The sequence below is a fragment of the Paraburkholderia unamae genome (genome assembly GCF_003096875.1).
In the GTDB taxonomy this organism is placed as follows: Bacteria; Pseudomonadota; Gammaproteobacteria; order Burkholderiales; family Burkholderiaceae; genus Paraburkholderia; species Paraburkholderia unamae.
This window is the reverse complement of the sequence record NZ_QEOB01000033.1, coordinates 1-18,132: the sequence shown is the minus strand read 5'-3', so window position 1 is coordinate 18,132 and position 18,132 is coordinate 1. Positions and strand designations below refer to the sequence as shown.

The window sequence follows — 18,132 nt, the reverse complement described above, 5'->3', positions numbered from 1 at the left end:
CGCAGACGACGGCGACTGGATAGCGCCCCCCATCGGCGGTGGGTACGCACACGCAGCGGCCGGGAAAACTGGCAGGGTCAAGCGGCACCGCTTCCACGCAATGAATGCCGCGCCACAACCGTTACCGGAGAGCCCGATGCCCGCAAACCTGATCCAGTTCCGCCACGCCACGCTCAGCATTGAAGACGGCGTAGCCGAATTCACGCACCAGCGCCCCGCGGCGCGCAATGCCCTTTCGCTGGAACTGCGCGCCGACTATGCCGACCTCGTGGATACCGTGGAACGCGAGCGCGACATTCGCGCACTGATCCTGACCGGTATCGGCGGCAGCTTCTGCGCGGGCGGCGACCTGAAGTCGATGGTCGAGGCGCGTGAGCGTCCCGAAACGGGGTCACCCGAAGCGATCCGCCGTCGCGTGCTCGAAGCACATGGCTGGATGCAGCGCCTGCGCAACCTCGAAGTCCCGGTGATCGCTGCGGTGGACGGTCCTGCCGCCGGAGCCGGATTTTCGCTCGCACTGGCCGCCGACTTCGTTCTGGCCTCATCGCGTGCGTTCTTCTGCATGTCGTTCGTGAAAGTCGGCCTCGTGCCCGATCTGGGCGCGGCGTGGCTCCTGCCGCGCGCCGTGGGCATGGCTGCCGCCAAGGAACTCGCGCTGACGGCACGCAAACTCGGTGTCGAGGAAGCGAAGGCGCTCGGCATCGTGCACGCGATTCACTCGCCCGAGACGCTCGCGCTGGAAGCGCGCAGCTTCGCACGGCGCTTCGTGACGTCTCCGCGCGAAGCGATGGGGCTCGCCAAACGGCTGCTCAACCAGAGCTTCGAGACGCCGTATGCGCCGCTCGCCGAATTGGAATGCGCGGCACAGGCCCTCGCGTCGAGCGTGCCTTATCACGCAGAGGCCATCGCCGCATTTCTGGAAGGCAAGCCCGCCCGCTACGACTGGGATCGCCAGCAGCGCGAATGAGCGTGACGCGCGACCGAGTCTTCAGCGAGACAGCCGCTCAGGCATTTACGCCGCCGGATCGAGCGAACCGCCGCGTGTCCCACTTTCCTGCTGGCCGGCCCAATCGAGGTCGCGCATGCGCTCGACCGCCTCGTCCCGCCCGCTCACGCCGAGCTTGCCGTAGATGTTGGTGAGGTGCCATTTCACGGTTTCGGGCGAGAGGCCCAGCGTGCGCGCGATCTTCTTCGTGCTGAGCGCTTCGGCCAGCAGGCCGACCACGTCCATTTCGCGCTCGCTCAGCGCCTTGATGCCGGCCGGGGTAGCGCGCCGCCGCGCCTTGCCATTGCCGCCCGTTTCCACGGACTCGGCGCACGGCGGCCGGGCGGCGTGCAGGCGTTCGACATAGAAAGCCAGCACGGGATCGAGCGGCGCCTCGCGCGCCACTTCGCCGATCAGCTCAAGCGCCGATGGGTCGGCGTCGAGCAGGCTGCGCAGCAAGCCGAGCCGATGTCCGAGACGCAGTGCTTCCATCACGTTCGCTCGCGCCGGCGCGGGCCGCGCGAGGCGCCGGTCCACCACAGCGCGCTGCAGCCGCAATGGCGCAACGAGGCCGAAACGCCCGCACGCTTCGCACCAGGCAGCGAGCGCGTCGAGACGCAGCGCGGCCTGCTCAAGGTCCCCCGTCGCGATCAGGAAGCGCACGGTTGCGGCGCGCGCCGCGAAGTGTAAGCCGTCGAAAAGAGCCGTGCCGCTGGCCGGCTCGTGCGCAGCACCCTCGCCGCCGCGTTTGCCCGTTTCGGCATCTTCGTCGAGCGCCTGCAATCGTTCGAGACACGCCTGCGCTGCGCTCACCTCGCCGAGCGCAAGACGACGAAACACCTGCGTTGCGAGACTCACGCCGAGCACACGCGGCAAGCCTGAAGCCACGCCGATTTCCTCCAGCCGTTCGAGCCATGCGAAGGCGTCGAGCCGGTGGCCCGCCGCCCAGCGCGCGCCCGACAGCACGAGAAGCCCACGCAGCACGACGTCCGACACCGCCACGCGTTCGAGCACATCGACGCGCCGTTCCAGCAGATCGCGCGCCGCCTCGTTCTGGTTCTGTTCGTAGAGCACTTCGCTCAGCAAGGCCGCCGCCACGCAGGCGGCCTGATTGCAGGAGCGGCCATGCCGCTCGGCTTCGCGCAGCACGGCGCGGTAGATGCGCTCGGCCTGGTTCATCTGGCCTTCCAGCGCATAGCTCAGGCCTACGAAGCAACGCCCCATGAGCGAGCCGGCGCCGGTTCCGAGCAGCGGCGCGCCACCGCTCGCGCCATCGGCCTGCGCGGCGAACTGTATGTCGCGTGCCTGCTCGTATTCGCCACGCTGCATGTAGATCCACGAAACGACGTTGTTGCGCCCCGCGAGCGTCACGCGGTCGGCCGTGGGCGGCGGATCGAGCAGTCGCGGCAGTAATGCAATGGCGGTGACGGCGTGATCGCGCTGGATCGCCAGCGCTGCGCGCAGCACCAGCACGGTAAAGGCGTCGGCGGCGGCGTTGGCGGGCAAATCGGCTTCGAGTGCGTCGAGACTCGCGGCGCAAGCCGCCAATTCGAGGTGAAACAGTTGCTGCCGCGCCATCCAGATGCGCAGCGTCAGGCTCGACTGCACCTGCGCGGGCGGCAACTGGCGCACGAGCGCCGCGAGCGTGCGCATCTGGCCGTGCAAGAACAGCGACTGTGCGAACTGCTCGATCAGCGCGGCCGCCTGCGCGGCCTCGCCCGCCTTGAGCGCGTGATGCACCGCTTCGCCCAGATGCCCCTGCGCGAGGAACCATTGCCACGCGCAGGCATGCACGGCGCGCTGCGCGCCTTCGCTCCAGCTCTCGAAGCGTTCGAGCAAGGTTTGCTGGAGCAGCGGATGCAGGCGATACCAGGTCTCCTGCCCGGTCCGGTTGAGCGGCGTGATGAAGAGATTGTCGTTTTCGAGGCGCTCGAGCAGTGACAGCGTGCCGGCCTGATCGGGCACATCGCGCGCAAGCAGCGCCGTGCACAGCGAGGCACAGAAGCGGTCACACGCCGCCGCGCGTGTCAGCAGGTCGAGTTCGGCCGGGGCGAGTTTCGAGAGCACTTCGCGTTCGAAGAAGAGCGCGAACGTGCGCGCGTCGCGCACCTGCTCCTGAATGGCCATGTCGATGGCGCCTGACGTAGCTGCGCGGCGCTTCTTCCTCAAGCTCAGCGAGAAAAGTTGCAGCCCCGAGACCCAGCCATCCGTCAGCTCGTTGAGCCGCCGCGCGCTCGCCGCATCGACGTCGCCCAGTTGCGCCTTCAGGAAACCCTCCGCTTCGTCGGCGGAAAGACGCAGGTCGCCCATGTTGAGTTCAAGCGTCATGTCGTGGGCACGCAGGCGGTCCATCGAAAGCGGAATCGGCCCGCGCGACGCGAACGCCAGATGCAGGTTCGCGGGCGCGTAGTCGACCAGCCATTGCAGCGCTTCGAGTATGCGCGGGTCGGTGAGGTGGTGGAGGTCGTCTAGCGCGATCACGAGTTCGCGCCGGTGGCTCACGATGCCCCGCACGAGTGCGATGACCGTGCGCTCGACGCCGTCCTGGTCCATGCCGAAGTCTTCGAGCAACGTGGCTTCGCGCGAAATGGCCGCGTCGACACGCGCAACGCTGGACAGCAGATATTCGAGCCAGACGCCGGGATCGTTGTCGTCCTCGTCGAGCGAGAGCCACGCCACGTCGTAGCCGAGCGGCGCGAGGGCCCGGCACCAGGCGGCAAGCTCGGTAGTCTTGCCGTACCCCGCGGGACTTTGCAGCACGAAGCAGCGGCGCCGGCGTTCTGCCAGCATGCGGGCGGTCAGCGCCTCGCGAGCCAGCGTGCGCTTGTTGCTACGCGGCACGGCCAGCTTGCTGCTGACAAGCGGCTTGAGGGTAGCCATGCTCACGCCACCGGGTGGATTGGCCGGACTCTCCGATATGCTGGAATCAGTTTCCATGGACCACCACGGCATGGGCTTGAACCTTTCGAATACTACACTTCGGACCGCGCGAGAGACATGACCTCGTCGCTTGCGCGCGCCAGCCCACCACACACTGAAAAAGGCAGGGACCACGAACGGCCCCTGTCGAATGCCGGCTCACGAATGGATACCGACGAGCCCCGGCAAAGCGCCATTGCAGATGGCTTCCACTCGAGGCGTACTGCAAACGCGGGGACGGGGGAAAAGTAGCGCGGAACGGCTGAAGCCGGCCCACCTAAAACCGGTGGGCAGTTAATGATGTGACCAGCCTCTAATTTCTATTCTGTCGCCCTCCTGCCGGCAGCGCCTGAGCGGCGCCGTATTACGAGGGCCAGATATCACGGGCTCCGACGCGCATTGTTGCAGTCACTTCTGCGGAGGAGTACGTCAACGCGAATGACCGCTGTGGCATGAGTACGGTCGTAAGGCTTCGGGCCCGCAATGACCGTTGCGGGTCGGCTACGGAAGTTCGAGACGCCAACTCCCCGGCGGTTCGGTACGGCTTCCCCTACTTCCGGGTTCAGCCAGAAGCTTCCGTCCCCTTGTTCACAATGAAAGTCTGCTCTACGTCGGATTTCGGCCAAAGCCGAGACACAACATTCGCCCTTGCCCATACTTGAGCCTCCGGACCCGACGGCTAAGAAATCTCCACCTGGTGTGCCGCTTCCAGTGCTCGACGTGTTTGAGTCGCATCGAGCCCAATCGCGAGGCAACCCCTGGGTGTCGCGTGGTAGACACGGATATCTCCTGCCGCGCAACTCCCAACACGAACCAGACCGTCGACGAGAAGTTTGCGCAGGCAATCGTCGACCCGGCCAGGCCCCGCCATGAAATAGTTGCGGCGTCCCCAGAGCACTCGCTCGCTATCGTCCGGCCACGCGCCCAGCATATGGCGCAATATATCGCGTAGATAAGGATCCACAGGCGCGCATTGATGCACGAAGGCGGGGAGCAACTGCTTCAGCATGGTTTCACCTCCCGGGTGTTATCTATGTCCGCTCGCGGCCCGCCAACGACTGCGTCTTTGACAGATTTACTGACGGATGTCTTCCCGAGCACAAGTGAGGCAATCCGGCACGACCTGAACTCGCACGTACGCCTCGCTGACGCGCACTAGCCGTCTCTTCGTCCCATCTCATCAATCATCGCGAGCTACAGCCCAAACGATAGCTCCGCGCGATAGCATGTGAAAATCGACTTTTTTGCGATCTTCGTCAGTTTTTCTCACCGAGGACACTCCGTTGCGTTCACTTCCGCCGCTTTCCGCACTCCGTGCGTTCGAATCAACCGCCAGAAATCAGTCGGTAACGAAAACAGCCGACGAGTTATGCCGCACGCACGGCGCGGTCAGCCGCCAGTTGAAACTCCTTCAGAGCCATATCGGTGCACCGCTCTTTTCGCGTGACGGGACAGGAATCCGCCTCAACCAGACAGGACATGCGCTATATCTGCTGGCGAGTTCGGTGTTCGAGCAACTTGAACATGGCTATGCCAGAGTGCGCGACCAGGCACGACAGTCCGGCCTGCATGTAGCGTGCAGCGCGACGTTCGCCATGCGCTGGCTCGTCCCCAATCTGGCGGATTTCTACCGCGCCCAGCCCGATATCCGTATCCGGCTTTCCATGACGTCGGCGCGGGAAATCCGAACCGAGGGCGCAGACCTGGTCATCGCGTGGGATCTCACGTCCTATCCCGAGAGCGATCGCGAACGCGCCATCCGCCTTGCTCATGTCGCCTTTGGGCCCGTCTGTCTCCCCGCATACGCGGCTTCGGCACGACATGGCATTCGCATCGCGCACGAGTTCACGACAAACGCGTGGGCGCATTGGGACAGGCAGAACGCGGAGCGCATTGGCGACGGTGGCGAAATCTCGTTTCCACACACGCATCTGTGCATCGAGGCTGCGCTGTCCGGACTCGGCGTGGCGCTCGTCGAAAAACGGCTGGTACGCAAGGAACTCAGTGAAGGGCAACTGATCGCCCCGTGGGGCTTTGCCGAACTCCCCTTCGGACTGATGGCGCTGCCTGCGGCGGGCCGGTCGCTCCCCGCCGAACTCGACACTTTTACCGCGTGGCTGCGTGCGCGTCTCGAAGACGGAAACGAATCCTGCGCGTCGTAAATTCGGCAAAAGCAGCCCGTTGCCAGGCGTCACCACTCATGGCGCTCGCCGGCTTTATGTTGACCGGACTGCTTTCACGCCTCGTTTCTGCTTTCGTCGCTGACGTGCCAGTGATCAGCGCTCAAGGATGCCACGGTGTATCCCGCACCGCGGCGGATCGCATCAGGATCAATGCAAGGCTGAGCGCCATCGCATCCATTCCGAACGACGATGCAATCTTCGTCACCGACGATTGCAGTAGCGCAAGCTCTCGAGTCCGGACGTCGTATCTTGTGCTCGATCCTTGAATCGCTCCGCGCAGCCGCTTCAGCGGGCTCGCGCGGCTGTGCAGATGAACACCCGCGTGCCCATCTGCACCAGCGGCGAGATGATCGCCACCAACCCAACAATAAACGCCTCACCGTGCCCGATGTGGCCACACGCCGCGTTTGACGACTGTCCAATAGAGCCAGCCGATCAATACCAGCGAGATCGCTCCGATCATCGTTGGGAGTAGCAGGAAAGACCAGCCAGGCTGCGCTGCGAAAATAATCACCGGATTGCTGCCTGCCGGTGGATGAACCGTCCGCGTAAGCATCATCAACATCAACGCACACGCGGCAGCGACGGCCATCGGCACATATCCCGGGCCGAACAGATGCAGACAGAGCAAGCCTGCCAGCGACGTCAGGACATGGCCTCCAATAATGTTTCGCGGTTGTGAGAAAGGGCTGGAGGGAAAGCCGAACAGCAGGACACAGGTGGCCCCGAATGAACCGAGAATCCAGGGTTCCGAGGTCTCTTGTGCCAGCATGCCCACGAGAGCCAACGCGACGAATGCGCCCAGGCCGGCAAGCAGAATGCCGACCGCCTGAGCACGCCGCGTCGAGACCCCGTTGGCGCCAGCAGAGGCTGCGACCGGGGGCGTCATGGGCGGTTAGGCTGCCTTGAAGCGCGCAGCTTCTTCCGAGCCCTTCGTCGCGTTGCCCGCACTGTACGAGTGCGCGCCAACACCCGCGAGCTTGCCGCCCTGCACGATAAGGTATTCATCGCGGATCGGACGACCTTCGAAGTAGCACTCGAGGATTTCGCGCGTACCCGCCGCGTAACGGGCCTGAGCGGAAAGGCTCGTGCCTGAGATGTGCGGCGTCATTCCCTGATGCGGCATGCTTCGCCACGGATGATCTGCCGGTGCAGGCTGAGGGAACCAGACGTCGCCGCCGTAGCCCGCCAACTGGCCACTCTTGAGCGCATCGACAATTGCGTCGCGATCGCACAGCTTGCCGCGCGCTGTATTGATCAGGTAAGCGCCACGCTTGAAGTTTTTCAGCGTCGCCGCGTTGATCATGTGCTCGGTTTCAGGATGCAGCGGGCAATTTAGCGTGACCACGTCACATACGCGGGTCAGGCTTTCAAGGCTCGCGTGATGAGTGAGATTCAGCTCCTTCTCCACCGATTCGGGGAGCCGGTGACGATCGAGATAATGCAGCTTCATGTCGAACGGCTTGAGCAAGCGCAGCACACGCAGACCGATGCGCCCAGCGGCAACCGTACCGACATGCATGCCTTCGACGTCATACGAGCGCTCGACGCAATCGGCAATGTTCCAGCCACCGTTGTTGGCCCGGTTATGCGACGGAATATAGTTGCGTACGAGCGCAAGCGTTGTCATCACGACGTGCTCGGCCACGCTGTTGCTGTTGCAATACGTGACCTCTGCCACGGTGATACCGCGATCCATGGCGGCCTGGAGATCCGTATGATCCGATCCGATCCCGGCAGTGACGATCATCTTGAGCTTCGGCGCCTTCGCGATACGTTCGGCCGTCATGTAGGCTGGCCAGAACGGTTGCGAGATCACGATTTCGGCATCGTGCAATTCCCGGTCGAGAACGCTGTCGGCTCCGTCCTTGCTGGAGGTCACCACGAGTTGATGGTCGTTCGATTCCAGGTACTTTCGCAGACCCAGTTCGCCCGAGACGCAACCCAGCAAATGCCCCGGAGTGAAGTCGATCGCGCGGGGTGTCGGCGTCGTCTGGCCGTCGGGATAGCGCGTAATTTCAGGAAGGCTGTCGCGAGCGTACTGCTTCGGCATTCCGTTGACCGGATCGTCATACAGCACACAAACAATTTTTGCCACGATGTCTGTCTCCACTCTGATTGGCGAGGAACCGGCCGCCTGGTGCCGCCGGCTGTCCGATCGCGCTACCTGCGATCGATCGACGGACAGAGTGTCGACGAGAAGCTTAATGTCGATCCAATCGTTTCGACGTATCACCAGATAAGTCTGGCTTATGAAACGGCAGTTGTCGCGTCGACAATCGCGTGCGGGTGATCCAGGAATGCGTCGAATCGCGTCTGCAAATCGAGACGCCCGGCGGCTTTCCATAAGGCCGCAACGAGCGGCGGGCGGGAGGGAAGTTCGCGTGCAATCAGGCCGATCTCGCGAGTGAGTTCCGGCGCGATCGGTGTTACCGCATCCCGCCCGGCGCTGCCCGTTACGCTGAGCACGCTATGCGGCAACACCGTGTGAAGCCCGCTATGCTGAACGCTCGACATCAACGTGAGCAACGAGTCCGCCTCGAGTACGATTTTGGGCTCAATGCCAGCACGACGGAAAGCAGCATTGATCACCTGCCGGTTCTGCATTGAGGAATCCAGAAGACAAAATTGCAATTCGCCCAATGCATCCCAGCGAACGGCACCGGCGCGCACACTTTCGTCCGGTCCGGACGGCGAGACCAGGACATAGCGTTCGCGATAAAGCTGCATCACCTCGAAACCGGCCTGCGTGTGTTCGTCGAGATAGGTAAAGCCGATATCGAGTTCATATTCGTCGAGTTGCCGCAGGATGGCGTCCGAGCTCAGTGAACGCACAGCGAACCTCAGCATGGGATGCGTTTCCCGACAGGTTGCGATGAGCAGGCTCACGACGGGCATTGTCGTGGGAATCACGCCGACCCTGACCGTACCGGTTAGCAGGTTCGCAGCGGAGACATCCTGCCTCATATGGTCGAGCGCAGCGATGGTCTGACGGGCCCAACCCAGCACCCGCTCGCCTTCCTCGGTGAGTCCGAGAAAACGTCGGCCGCGCCTGACGATCACCAGTCCCAGTTCGTTCTCCAGACTGCGTATGGCGGACGATAGCGCCGGTTGCGTTACGTTGCAAAGCTCCGCTGCGCGCGCGAAATGTTGCTCCCTGGCCAACGTAACCAGATAGTTGAGTTGCCGGATAAACATTGCTTGTCTCCTGGTTCGGACGGCGGCTTGATCCACGTGCGCGGGCGCACTGGCGCATGTGTGCCATCGCGCGCGCCACTTTCAACTGATGGATCAAAACGTCATCGTGTTTGTGCTCCGGGCATGGTAGCGCGGCGCACCCATCGCTATATTCTGCTATATATTACGATGAGTTCACGAATGACCTGTCCTGCTGGAAGACGGCGTCAACGTGCCGCTGTCGTGCGAGATGGGTATTTGCGGCGCGTGCCCGACGCCAGTATGAGAAGGCGTGGTCGATCACCGCGATACCGTGCAAAGCGACACGGAAAAAAAGCGCAGCGAACCAGCAAATCGCATTGTGTTGCTCGCGCGCCCGTTCCTCGCGCATCGTGATCGACCTATGGCGCGAGCCCGCACGCGCAAGCCGATCACGTCTTGAGCGCCGCCCGCACTGGCGCGGCGTTCAGCTTGAAACTGAACGTCGCGCCGCGATCGTTGCGCTCGACCAGCTCGATGACGCTGCCATGCAGTTGCAGCATCCGTTGCACGATCAACAATCCCAAACCGCCCTGGCGGCGTACGTCGCCTGAACTGAACGCTCGCCGGAACAGATTCGCACGAAGTTCGGGCGCGATTCCGGGACCTGTATCACTGACCACGACGCTCACCTTGTCGCCCTCGCCGGCCAGTTCGACACTGACCTCGCCGCCGTCAGGCGCATGCCGGATTGCGTTGTCGAGCAGGTTGGTCAGCACGCGCTCGATCATGCCCAGATCGGCGCAAACCGCCGGCAAACGCGGCGGAATCTGAGCCTTCAGGCGGATCTTCCGGGATTGCGCGGCCAGCTCGAACTTCTGGAACACGTCCTGCACGACGTCCGCGAGGGGAAACGTTTCGAGCGTCAGCTGGACGTTCTCGTGCTCCAGCCGTGCCAGTTCGAACAGCGATTGCGCAAGCCGCCCTACCTTCGTGCTTTGCGCAAGCGCGACCGCCAGATAGCGGCGGCGTTCGCCGCCCTCCAGGCTCTCGTCTTTCAACGACAAGGTCTCGAGGTAGCCGTGCAGGGAAGTCAACGGCGTGCGCAGATCGTGCGAGATGTTCGCGAAGAGTTCGCGCCGCTCCTGGTCCTGCCGTTTGAGTTCGCGCCACTGCAAACCGATGCGATCGGCCATCTGGGCGAAGGTGCGTTCGAGAATGGCAATCTCGTCGCGCGTTCCCGTGGATGCCGCCGTGCGACTGAGCGCAAGCGGCGCCGGTTCCGAGCCGGTGCGAATCGATGCATCGAAGCGGCTTACGGTATCGGTCAGACGCCGCAAGGGCCGCGTGATCAGTCCGAATGCGATGAGCCCGGCAATGAGGCCGAGCGAGGCGACCACGGCCATCAGTCCGAGCGTGGTACGCAGCACGGTGCTTTGTGCAAGCCGCGAAGCCAGTGCATCGCGCGCTTCGCCAATCAGGACGACGTAGATATAGCCAGCCGGGTGGCCGTCGGCGCCTGGAACGACGGCGGCGCTGAACACCTTGCGCGCGTCTGCGCTGCGCGGATCGTCGCCCAGAATCGGCAACGGTTCGTTGGCCAGAAAACGCCGCACCGGTTGCAGGTCGACCTGCATGCGGCGGATATGTCCGGGCGGGGCATCGTCGCCGGTGATGTGACCGTTCGCGTCAAGCAGATAGACTTCGACGCTCGGATTCACCACCATCAGTTGGCCGAACAACGTGCGCAACGCCGCGGGCTTGGGACCGTCCGCGCCCATGAGCGTGGAGTTGCGGGCGATGTGGAAGGCCAGGTCGTGGGAGAGCGCCTGGATGACCTCCTGATCGTGCAGGTCCGAATCCCGTATCTGCAACCAGGCCGACGCCCCGCAGCACGCGATCAGGAGCACCGCAAACACGATGGATATCCGCTGCGTCACTGACAGGTTCATGGCACCCCTCCCTGGCTGTCGTCGCGCAGCGCGGCGTTGCCGGAAGCCGCGGGCGCCAGCGGGTCGAATTTATAGCCGCGTCCCCACACGGTGAGGATGCGCACCGGCTGCGCCGGGTCGGCTTCGATCTTGGTGCGCAGGCGGTTGATGTGTGTGTTGACCGTGTGTTCGTAGCCTTCGTGCTGATAGCCCCAGACGGCGTTGAGCAGTTCCATGCGCGAGAACACCTTGCCCGGATGGCGCGCAAAGTGATAAAGCAGGTCGAATTCGCGCGGCGTCAGCTCGATGCGTTTGCCATCGACCTGGGCTTCGCGCGTGACTGGATCGATTGAAAAGCCGCCCAGCATCAGCGTGCCGCCTTCGAGCCGCAGATCTTTCGCCATCGCCTCGACCCGGCGCAGCAGGGCCTTGACGCGCGCGACGAGTTCGAGCACCGAAAACGGCTTCGCGAGGTAATCGTCGGCGCCGAGTTCGAGCCCGAGAATGCGGTGCACTTCGCTCGAACGCGCGCTCGTGATGATGATCGGCGTATAGCGTGTCATGGCCCGCGCGCGCCGGCAGATTTCGAGGCCATCGACTCCCGGCAGCATCAGGTCAAGGATCAAGGCGTCCCAGCCGCCCTGCTCCAGCAGCCGCAACCCCTCGGCGCCATCGGCGCTGTGGACCACCTCGTAGTGCTCGTCGCGCAGATGCAGCATGAGCACGTTGGCGATATCCGCGTCGTCCTCGACGATGAGTACGCGTTTGGTCCGATCCATGTGTCGTTCAGCTCGTTCGATAGGGCGCAGCGCGCCCCGGATTGAAGCGCGATGAAAAAACCATTGTGCAGAAATTCCGCCACAGAGTTATCACAATTAATTTTACTTTTCGTGAGGACTTCGATATCGGGCGCTGCCTATGCTTCGTGTAAAGGATGCGCGCCGCCTACCCCTCGGGCGGCGGTGCACCGCACAAGGAGAGCACGATGGATATCCGTAGACGGCTGCTGCTATCGGGCGGCGGCGCGCTCGCCGTCATGGCCGCGCTCGGCCAGTGGCGCGTGAAGGCGGCTCAGCCTGACGGCGATGCGGCGGCGGCGGGCGCGGCGTCCGGGCCCGCCGAACATTTCGCCGTTGTGCATAGCGATGCCGAATGGCGCAAGCTCCTCACGCCCGCCCAGTACGAAGTGCTGCGAAATGCGGGGACGGAACCGCCCTTCACGAGCCCGCTCAACGACGAACACCGAGCCGGCATTTTTGCGTGCGCGGGTTGCGCGACGAACCTGTTCGCCTCGACGACGAAATTCGAGAGCGGCACGGGCTGGCCGAGCTTTTATGCGCCGCTCCCGCATGCGGTGGCCGAACACAGGGATCGCTCGTTCGGCATGGTCCGCACCGAAGTGCATTGCCACCGCTGTGGTGGCCACCTCGGCCATGTCTTCGACGACGGCCCGAAGCCGACCGGCCTGCGCTACTGCATGAACGGCATCGCCATGACCTTCAAGCCTGGCGCGGCCTGAACCGATCGAACCCGCATCGTCCTTCCCGACACCATCATGCTACTCATCGTCCTGGCGTATCTCGGCGGCGTGCTCACCATCCTGAGTCCGTGCATCCTGCCCGTGCTGCCCTTCGTCTTTGCACGCGCCGATCAGCCCTTCGTGCGCTCCGGCCTGCCGCTGCTCGGCGGCATGGCCGCCACCTTCGCAGCGGTCGCAACGCTCGCTGCCGTCGGCGGCGGCTGGGTCGCCCAGGCCAACCAGTATGGCCGCTGGCTCGCGATCGTGCTGCTCGCGGTATTTGGCCTCACGCTCCTGCTGCCCGGTCTCGCCGATCGCATCATGCAGCCGCTCGTGAACGCGGGCAACCGGCTCTCCAACGCCGCGCAGCACGACGGCGCGCCAGGCATCGGTTCGTCGTTTCTGCTTGGCGTCGCCACGGGACTCTTGTGGGCGCCCTGCGCCGGCCCGATTCTCGGCCTTGTCCTGACCGGCGCTGCGCTGCAAGGCGCGAGCATCGGCACGACGCTGCTGTTGCTGGCGTACGCGGCCGGAGCGGCGACTTCCCTCGCCGTCGCGCTGCTGCTGGGCGGCCGTGTCTTCGCGGCGATGAAGCGCTCACTGGGGGCGGGCCAGTGGATCCGGCGCGGTATTGGCGCGGCGATGCTCGCCGGTGTTGCCGCCATCGCGCTCGGTCTGGACACGGGCGTGCTCACGCGCATTTCGACGGTGGCGACGGGTGGTCTCGAGCAGCGTCTCGTCGATGCGTTCGCACCGTCGCACCAACGCGCGATGGCGATGACCGGTGCCGCGAACACGATGTCGGCGACCGGAGGCACCATGATGCGCGCCTCCGACGCCATGCGCCCCGCGACCACGCAAGCGCTACCGGTGCTCGGCCAGTTGCCGCAGTTAGGGGGCGCCGTGCAATGGCTGAATTCGGCGCCGCTGACCGACGAGGCCCTGCGCGGCAAGGTCGTCATCGTCGACTTCTGGACGTATTCGTGCATCAACTGCCTGCGCTCGCTTCCCTACGTCAAGGCGTGGGCCAGCAAGTACCGCGACAAAGGGCTGGTGGTGATTGGCGTGCATGCGCCCGAGTTCGCCTTCGAACGCAACATCGACAACGTGCGCAAGGCCGTTCACGATCTCGGCGTCGACTACCCCGTGGCGATCGACAACAACTACGCGATCTGGCGTGCGTTCGACAACCAGTACTGGCCCGCCCATTATTTTGCCGATGCCAAAGGGCAGATTCGCTACGAGCACTTTGGTGAAGGCGAGTATGACCAGTCCGAACGCGTCATTCAGCAACTGCTCGTGGAAGCGGGCCACGCGGATGCGGCGAACGTACCGATCGGCCTGGGCGGCGCCGAAGAGCGCGGCGTCCAGTTACAGGCCGACAATGCCGACATGCGCTCGCCCGAAACCTATATCGGATTCGAGCGCGCCGAAGGCTTCGCGTCGCCCGGTGGCGTCGCACAGGACCGCGCGCACGACTATCGCGCGCCGTCGAATCCCGCTCTCAACCATTGGGGACTGACAGGCGAGTGGAGCGTCGGCGGCGAGCACGCGACGCTCGCCAAACCCGGCGGAGAAATCATCTATCGCTTTCATGCACGAGACCTGCATCTGGTTCTTGGCCCCGGCCCCGACGGCAAGCCAGTGCGCTTTCGCGTGACGGTGGACGGCAAGGCGCCGGCGGGCGCACACGGCAGCGATGTCGCGCCGGATGGCGCTGGGACGGTGACAGGGCAGCGCCTCTATCAACTCGTTCGCCAGCCTGGAGGCGTCGCGGATCACACCTTCGCGATCCAGTTTCTCGATGCGGGCGTGCAGGCCTTCGCATTTACTTTCGGTTAAACCCCACCGGCCGGACTTGCTTCGTCTGGCAAGGATGACATCGTGAATCCGCTTTTCATGAAATCCAGCAAGATCGCCCACTTTGGCGCCCTCGTGATGGTGATGGCCGCCGTCGCGTTCTGGCAGCGCAGCGCCCATTCCGACGAGCGTGCAGTGTCCATTCCTGCGCCGGTTCAGGACGAGCACGCAGGCAACGCGCATACGGAAACCGCCGTGATCGCGGGTGGCTGCTTCTGGGGCGTCCAGGGCGTGTTCGAACACGTACGCGGCGTTACGCAGGTGGCGTCCGGCTACACGGGCGGCGCGTCCGATACGGCCGAATACGAGCGCGTGAGCGATGGCGATACGGGGCACGCAGAATCGGTGCGGATCACCTTCGATCCCACCGTGATCAGCTACGGGAAGCTCCTGCAAATTTTCTTCTCGGTCGCGCACAACCCGACGGAACTCGACTACCAGGGCCCCGACCACGGCACCCAGTACCGCTCGGCGATCTTTCCGTTGAATGCGCAACAGCGCAATGTGGCGCAGGCCTACATCGCACAGTTACAGGGCGCACACGTGTTCGCCAGTCCGATTGTGACGCGTGTCGAGCCGTACAAGGGCTTCTATCCTGCCGAGAATTACCACCAGAATTTTCTCGCCCTTCATCCCGACTACCCGTACATCGCGATCAACGATTTGCCGAAGGTCGACGCATTGAAGAGCTTGTTTCCCGCGCTTTATCGAACCCAGCCTGTGTTGTTTCAGACCACGGCGAGCACCAAACCATAGTCTCCGTAGACCGCATCAATTGCGCCATCCATTGAAAAGCCTGGATCAAGAGATAAAAGCTACTCTGTTTGACTTTACCCTGCTTCGCTTAAACAGTTTGAGCCCCCCATCTCGTCGACGCACATGAGTATGCATCCGGCTTTTCGCAAGTCTGGTTGGAGCACTGGTCCAGGAGTCATCGTTGCGACAGTGAATGTGTCGCAACGCGCTGGCGCCCAAGAAATGCGATTGCTTTCTGCCGTTCGCGGCGCGACAAGGCACGGCGAACCCAAGCAAAACGCAAAAGGCTGGAGTTGGCTGCGGCCGCTCATCAGGAGGTTTTGATTGACATTCAAACGTCAGATCAAGTCAGACAGCGGACTTTTTGCAGTTCGTCCGCTGCCAGTAGCGCCTGTTTAATCTCGGCGTGTATCGGACTTCACGTTGCTCCGCTCCAGCCAGCCGCCGGCATGATGCGCCGTCAGTTGGTCAACAACCTGAAGAGGCAGGTCTAGGTCTGCATGGCATCTTTATAGATGCGCCCATCCTTCATGATCAGCTTCAGGTTCTTGTCGGGATCGGCGAGCAGTCCCACATTGTCGATCGGGTTGCCACCGACGACCAGCAAATCGGCCCATGCGCCCCGCTCAAGCACCCCCAGTTTGGCGGGATAGGGGTTGCGCTTTCCTGATAGCTCAAGCAACTCCCCGTTGCCCCCTGTCACCATCCGCAAAATCTCGGAGCCGTTGTACCAGCGCGCCATATTACCGATCATCAAACCCTGGCGTGCCGCCACCGCCGGCGAGAAGATCAGGTCGGTCCCGAACGCCACCTTGAGTCCGTGCTTGCGTGCGAGTTTGTACATGTTGTTGGTCCCCACGATGACTTCCCGGAACTTATCGAGGATCGGTCCCGCTAGCGGCCCGACGTCGTCTTCGTTCACGAATGGCTGAGTGCTTAACCATGTCCCGTTCTTCGCCATGATCTCGGCTGCATGATCGTCCATCAGATGACCATGTTCGATACATTGCGCGCCTGCTGCCACCGCTCGCTTCACGGCTTCCGACGTGTACGCATGAACGGCCACATAGGTCCCCCAATCGCCCGCGGTTTCGACGGCTGCTCGCAGTTGCTGCTCGGTGAAGGTCAGCATGTCGAGTGGACTGCGCGGCGTGGATACGCCGCCGGCTCCCACGATCTTGATCTGCGTTGCGCCCTGCAGGAACTGCTCGCGTACGCGTAAGCGCACCTCGTCCGCAGAATCGGCGATCGCATTCGCGCCGGTCCTTTCCTGCGCACTGACTTCGCCCGTCGTACGCGGGATGTCCGTGAGCGGGCGAAAATCGCCATGACCACCTGTCGTCGTGATCATCGCGCCGGACGGATAAATGCGCGGGCCAGGAATCATCCCTGCGTCGATAGCCTGTTTCAGCGCGAATGCCGGGCCGCCCACATCGCGTATCGTCGTGAAGCCACGCAGCAACGTACGCTGGGCTTCCGCACTCGCAGCCAGATACACCAGGCCCAGGTCGGCCTGCAAGATCGTCTGGATCGGGAGTGAGGCGAGCATGGCATGCCAGTGCATCTCGATCAACCCTGGCATCATCACCTTGCCGCCGCAATCGATAGTGCGGTTCGTGCCGGCAGCGGGCGGCTGGCCTTGCCCCAGCTGTGAGATGCGGCTTCCTTCGACGACGAGAAACATCCCATCGCGCAGGCCGGCAGACTTGCCGTCGAACAGTCGGAAGTTTGTAAACGTGACGGGCTGCGGCGCAGCGGCGGCGGGACTCGCACCCTGCGCCCGAACGAGTTCCGGGAGCACGGCACTTAGCATGGTCGCCCCCATGCCGATGAGGAATCCGCGTCGCGCGAGGTCGGCGTCGATACGACGATTCGCATACTGGGCAAGCGCCTTGTTACAGAAGCAGGAATACGCCTGGCTTGTTCGGTTAACGCCGCTGTACTTTCCGGAAGCCATATCCACCCCCATTTGAGTTGAACACCATGCACGGAAGCGCTGATTACGGCCTTTGAACAGGTAAAGGGAACAACCAGCGGACAGTAACGACATTCATACGGAAGTATGGCAATCAACGAACGCTCGTGCCTTCAAAGCGTCGAACCGAGTGCCGTGGAACAAGGGCAAGCTCACTGGGCAGAAGCCGCCGTTGAAGCCTCCGGAAATCTGGGCGATTCGTACGAGGTTGCAGATGTCTTCGAACATCCGCGAATTGGCGATGTTCAATCTTGCGATTGATAGCAAACTACGGGCATGCGATCTCACTCGGCTGCTCGTGCAGGATGTCTGCCAGGGTAGCCACGTTGGATCGCGCGCAATGGTCATGCAGCAGAAGACGTTACGACCTGTTCAGTTCGAAATCACCGAGCAGACCCGTCCAAGCTTGGAGGCCCGGATAAAAGCCCGGAGATTGAAATCGGCCGACTACCTGTTTCTGAGCCGAATGCGTGCGTCACCGCATATTTCGACGCGCCAATATGCCCGCATGGTCCACCGATGGATCTCATCCATCGGCCTCGACGATACGGCCTTCGGCACACACCATGCGTCGTACAAAGGCGTCGTTAATCCACCGGCGAACGAAGAACCTCCGCGCGGTGCAATTGCTGCTCGGCCATACCAGGCTCGAGAGCACCGTTCGCTACCTAGGCATTGAGGTAGACGATGCCCTTGAAATGGCAGAGCAAACCGAAGTATGACGGTGAACTGGCCGACGAGCGGGCGCTAACCGGCCGAGGCCGTGTAAAAACGCGCAGAACGGCCCACCGGTGATGCCCGGTTGGGAGCGCAGTTGAGTTAGGCCGAGACGCAGGCAGGTGGCGTGA

The 18,132-nt window shown here is 63.2% G+C and carries 14 protein-coding genes and 2 pseudogenes; 8 read left to right on the top strand and 8 right to left on the bottom strand.

From position 1 onward, the window contains the following. The first annotated feature begins 136 nt into the window (after positions 1–136). Positions 137–967 carry an enoyl-CoA hydratase/isomerase family protein gene (locus C7402_RS40690; protein ID WP_116614571.1) on the top strand — a complete coding sequence of 277 codons (831 nt, stop codon included), beginning with the start codon at positions 137–139 and terminating at the stop codon, positions 965–967. Positions 968–1,012: 45 nt separating this feature from the next. Here the strand turns inward: C7402_RS40690 and C7402_RS40685 are convergent, their stop codons facing one another. Both C7402_RS40685 and C7402_RS46600 read right to left on the bottom strand, forming a co-directional pair. Further along, positions 1,013–3,865, bottom strand: coding sequence for a winged helix-turn-helix domain-containing protein (locus tag C7402_RS40685; protein WP_244315053.1), 2,853 nt, complete (start codon positions 3,863–3,865; stop codon positions 1,013–1,015). Between the two features lie 718 nt (positions 3,866–4,583). After that, positions 4,584–4,913: a hypothetical protein gene (locus C7402_RS46600; protein ID WP_133254638.1), complete on the bottom strand. Its 330-nt coding sequence runs from the start codon at positions 4,911–4,913 to the stop codon at positions 4,584–4,586. Between the two features lie 274 nt (positions 4,914–5,187). Here C7402_RS46600 and C7402_RS40675 point away from each other — a divergent pair, with 274 nt between their 5' ends. Then, positions 5,188–6,066 carry a LysR substrate-binding domain-containing protein gene (locus C7402_RS40675; protein ID WP_116614569.1) on the top strand — a complete coding sequence of 293 codons (879 nt, stop codon included), beginning with the start codon at positions 5,188–5,190 and terminating at the stop codon, positions 6,064–6,066. 38 nt (positions 6,067–6,104) lie between these two features. Then, positions 6,105–6,353 (top strand): hypothetical protein, encoded by a 249-nt coding sequence (locus C7402_RS46595; protein WP_133254637.1) that lies wholly within the window; start codon positions 6,105–6,107, stop codon positions 6,351–6,353. Between the two features lie 110 nt (positions 6,354–6,463). Here the strand turns inward: C7402_RS46595 and C7402_RS40670 are convergent, their stop codons facing one another. The 3 genes from C7402_RS40670 to C7402_RS40660 all read right to left on the bottom strand — a co-directional run bounded on the left by C7402_RS40670 (position 6,464) and on the right by C7402_RS40660 (position 9,285). Then, a complete protein-coding gene (locus C7402_RS40670; RefSeq protein ID WP_116614568.1) occupies positions 6,464–6,976 on the bottom strand; it encodes an HPP family protein in 513 nt (170 codons plus the stop codon). A 6-nt stretch (positions 6,977–6,982) separates the two neighbouring features. Continuing rightward, positions 6,983–8,185: an NAD-dependent formate dehydrogenase gene (locus C7402_RS40665; RefSeq protein ID WP_116614567.1), complete on the bottom strand. Its 1,203-nt coding sequence runs from the start codon at positions 8,183–8,185 to the stop codon at positions 6,983–6,985. A 152-nt stretch (positions 8,186–8,337) separates the two neighbouring features. Further along, complete coding sequence (locus C7402_RS40660; protein ID WP_116614566.1) at positions 8,338–9,285, bottom strand: LysR family transcriptional regulator; 948 nt, start codon at positions 9,283–9,285, stop codon at positions 8,338–8,340. A gap of 187 nt (positions 9,286–9,472) precedes the next feature. On the opposite strand from C7402_RS40660, the pseudogene C7402_RS40655 reads away from it, so the two are divergent. Beyond that, positions 9,473–9,668, top strand: a pseudogene (locus C7402_RS40655) (2Fe-2S iron-sulfur cluster-binding protein); the annotation flags it as partial. A 27-nt stretch (positions 9,669–9,695) separates the two neighbouring features. On the opposite strand, the gene C7402_RS40650 reads toward C7402_RS40655, so the two are convergent. Further along, positions 9,696–11,195 (bottom strand): sensor histidine kinase, encoded by a 1,500-nt coding sequence (locus tag C7402_RS40650; RefSeq protein ID WP_116614565.1) that lies wholly within the window; start codon positions 11,193–11,195, stop codon positions 9,696–9,698. Continuing rightward, complete coding sequence (locus C7402_RS40645; protein WP_112174568.1) at positions 11,192–11,953, bottom strand: response regulator transcription factor; 762 nt, start codon at positions 11,951–11,953, stop codon at positions 11,192–11,194. Before C7402_RS40645 ends, C7402_RS40650 begins: the two co-directional genes overlap by 4 nt. A gap of 206 nt (positions 11,954–12,159) precedes the next feature. On the opposite strand from C7402_RS40645, the gene msrB reads away from it, so the two are divergent. The 3 genes from msrB (at position 12,160) to msrA (ending at position 15,309) form a co-directional block, all read left to right on the top strand. Beyond that, positions 12,160–12,693: a peptide-methionine (R)-S-oxide reductase MsrB gene (gene msrB / locus C7402_RS40640; protein ID WP_112174567.1), complete on the top strand. Its 534-nt coding sequence runs from the start codon at positions 12,160–12,162 to the stop codon at positions 12,691–12,693. Between the two features lie 36 nt (positions 12,694–12,729). Next, positions 12,730–14,535 (top strand): cytochrome c biogenesis protein DipZ, encoded by a 1,806-nt coding sequence (locus C7402_RS40635; protein WP_116614564.1) that lies wholly within the window; start codon positions 12,730–12,732, stop codon positions 14,533–14,535. Between the two features lie 96 nt (positions 14,536–14,631). Next, positions 14,632–15,309: a peptide-methionine (S)-S-oxide reductase MsrA gene (msrA, locus tag C7402_RS40630; RefSeq protein WP_116614610.1), complete on the top strand. Its 678-nt coding sequence runs from the start codon at positions 14,632–14,634 to the stop codon at positions 15,307–15,309. A 490-nt stretch (positions 15,310–15,799) separates the two neighbouring features. Here msrA and C7402_RS40625 read toward each other — a convergent pair whose 3' ends face one another. Further along, complete coding sequence (locus C7402_RS40625; RefSeq protein WP_244315052.1) at positions 15,800–17,266, bottom strand: metal-dependent hydrolase family protein; 1,467 nt, start codon at positions 17,264–17,266, stop codon at positions 15,800–15,802. Positions 17,267–17,357: 91 nt separating this feature from the next. Between C7402_RS40625 and C7402_RS40620 the strand changes: the two are divergent. Next, a pseudogene (locus C7402_RS40620) lies at positions 17,358–18,006 on the top strand (tyrosine-type recombinase/integrase). Positions 18,007–18,132: the final 126 nt, after the last annotated feature.